Origin of the sequence: Corynebacterium sp. CMW7794 (genome assembly GCF_001563605.1) — a bacterium.
Taxonomy (GTDB): Bacteria; Actinomycetota; Actinomycetes; order Mycobacteriales; family Mycobacteriaceae; genus Corynebacterium; species Corynebacterium phoceense.
The window spans coordinates 1-2,698 of record NZ_KQ961729.1; the positions used below are offsets into that span (position 1 = coordinate 1).

The 2,698-nt window shown below is 49.9% G+C and carries 3 protein-coding genes; all 3 read right to left on the bottom strand.

The genetic code is table 11. The features are described 5' to 3' along the window. Positions 1 to 12: 12 nt before the first annotated feature. Positions 13 to 1,251: a DEAD/DEAH box helicase family protein gene (locus tag HMPREF3227_RS04460; protein WP_082750253.1), complete on the bottom strand. Its 1,239-nt coding sequence runs from the start codon at positions 1,249 to 1,251 to the stop codon at positions 13 to 15. Positions 1,252 to 1,253: 2 nt separating this feature from the next. Further along, a complete protein-coding gene (locus HMPREF3227_RS04465) occupies positions 1,254 to 2,147 on the bottom strand; it encodes a DNA methyltransferase (protein ID WP_082750260.1) in 894 nt (297 codons plus the stop codon). Further along, positions 2,129 to 2,698 (bottom strand): DNA methyltransferase (locus HMPREF3227_RS04470; RefSeq protein WP_197429497.1); only part of this gene is annotated, 570 nt, incomplete at its 5' end. The genes HMPREF3227_RS04470 and HMPREF3227_RS04465, both read right to left, overlap by 19 nt.

Below are 2,698 nucleotides of genomic sequence, written 5' to 3' on the forward strand. Positions count from 1 at the left end.
ATAGGGTGTCCACTAAACGAGGGTAACCTCAACAGTGAAGATGATCCGGTAGGGGTTCGAGACGTCTTCCAGGGAGTTCACGGCCAGCTGCTTCTCAGCTGAGTTATCCGTCTTGCCATTCATGATGATGGCGTTTTCTTCATCAAAAGCGTGCTGAATACTCAAGCAGAGGGAATGCAGACTGGGGTCCCTATCACTGAAATACTCTATAGCCTCGTGGATCAGACCTTCGGTATCCAGCCCACGAATTTCATCTGGCGTTAGCCGCTTTAAGCGCTGGAAAAACTCGTCGTAGAAATCCCGCGAATCATCGACGCGTTGTGACTTAAGCAGCACCACAGGTTTGGCGGCGACTTTGAGGTCCGCGAAGAGGCTACGGCGATACTCCGACAGAATGAGCGCTTGGAGCGTTCTCCCCCACGGATCAAGAACAGACTGGTAATTCTTGAAGTCCTTAGTAAAACCGGACTCCCTGAATCTTGCTAGCGGATAGTCAAAGACAATCTTGTTCTTGTATTTGGCAAGGATATTGGGGTCGCGTAGGTCTACAGTGGCTGTAAATTCAAGCAGGACATTTTCCCGGTTTGCTTGAAACGCGGTGTTAACAACGTACTCCCAGGACCTGTCCTCTTCTGCCTCAGCCTTCGTCGCCTTCTTGGTGCGAGTATTCACATGGTGGGACTCGTCGGAGATCAAGACAACAGGGGTATCTTCAAAATCACTTATGGTGAGAGAGTCTTCTTTCGCATCGAAGAAGTCATAGTGCAACTTTTGAGTGGTTGTGAAGCACAGATTTATGGCATGAGGATCGGTGCTAGCGAAGTTAGAAACTTCGTTTACCCGAACTCGGACACCATTGATCTCGATAGCCTCTGCAAACAAATACTTGTTTGACGAGGCATCCAGAAAGTTGGACCGAGTCTTTTCGATGATGTTGGACTGATTAACAAAGAAAATGAAGTTACGATACCCCAGGCTGTAGTAGTGAAGAATCAGCCCTGCCATCATCACCGTCTTCCCGGACCCAGTTGCCATGTGGTACAGCAAGTGAGTTTGACGATTCTTTGAGAACTGAGTGTTCCCCAGGTACTCCAAAGTGTTGGAGAAAGCACGTTCCTGATATTCACGCAGGGAGATACGATCGCTCAAATTGTTCTTGAGATGCGCGGGCAAGGGGTGCCGCTTCCCAAAATCATAGAACATATCAAGCTGTTGAAATAGGAACATGTCATGGGATGTAGGTGTAGTCATGACTAACGCCCCTCATAGAAATTCTTAGTGAAGAGAACATCTGATTCGTCTAGCTCGTATGTAATGTCATTAATTTCAGAGGCATTGACGTACAGACGGTTCTTGTCAATAAGCTCAGCAACGACCGACTTCTGTTGTGCGAGCGACAACCCGGCGAACTCATTTTGAGCGCCCTGGAGCGACTCCGGGAGTACCGAAGGTCTTAGCAGGCCGTCGTTGGTAGCTTGGTCCAGAACCTGCTGAACACCTTGCGAGTCTTTTGCGGATTCGAGCGCATCCATTAGTTGCTCACCTTGTTGGGCGAGTTCGAGGTAGACAAACGCTCCGCCCCCCTGCCACTCAACGGTTTTCGAGATACCAGTCTGTTCACCGTCTATCACACCTTTGAGACGCTTGACGGCTCCCTGGGGACCGTAATCCAATTGCTCCACACCGATGTAGCGCCGCCCCATCTTATGCGCGACAGCCGCTGTGGTTCCTGAGCCCAGGTGGTAGTCAAGCACAAGGTCGCCCTCGTTGGTGTTGAGCGCGATGATACGCTGCAGCAACTTTTCGGGCTTCTTTCCGCCTTTCAACTTCACGCCGCCTTCTGCCGCAATACCTTCATAGGGGGTATCTGTCCAGATATTCGTGACAGCCATGCTTGGCGCATCGACTCCGTTGATGTTGCGAACTTTCTTCGAGTAGAAAGCAATCTCTTGCCCATTGTGGACGTATACCGTGTACTGTCCTTCTCGCTCCACTGCGTAGATACGGTCTGGATTTTCCTTAGATAGTCCTCGCACTTCGACAATTTCGGAACCAGCTTTGTTACTGATCGCCGTATAACGGAAAACGGCATCTGCATGTGCTAGCGCGTACTCAGCAGCCATCTCGGCTACGACGGCTTTACCCATCTTTTCCGCATTGCCGCCACGGAGTCAAAACCGTGTTGTTCAGCGAGAATGTCGTAAATATTGGAGACGACCCAATCTTCAAACGGGTCATCTTTGTTGACAACGACGAACTTATAATTGCTATCCCACCCAGTCTCAACGTACTGGGTGTTGAACGTCCAACGGCGCTTATCTTTTCCGAATGCCAAAACATATTCCGCTGTCTCAAAAACACCGGCATTGACACTGGCGAACCCTGAAGGGGACTTTGTCCTTACCGTGATCTTGTTGAGGAAATTCTCCTCCCCGAAAATTTCCTTCATCAGGAGATGGAGTTCAGCCACGCCGTCATCGCTGATCTGTGCGAAGACGGCACCGTCCGGGGCAAGAAGCCGCTTGGCGATACGAAGCCGCTTCTCCATGAAAGTTAGCCATGTACTCTTCTTGAAATTGCTGTTGTAAGCAAAGGTGTCCTGCTCCTTCGAAGCATGGAAGTAGTATGGCGGATCAATGTAAATGCACTTGACTTTGCCTTCAAATGTGATGTCTAGTGACTTCTTGGACTCGGAGTC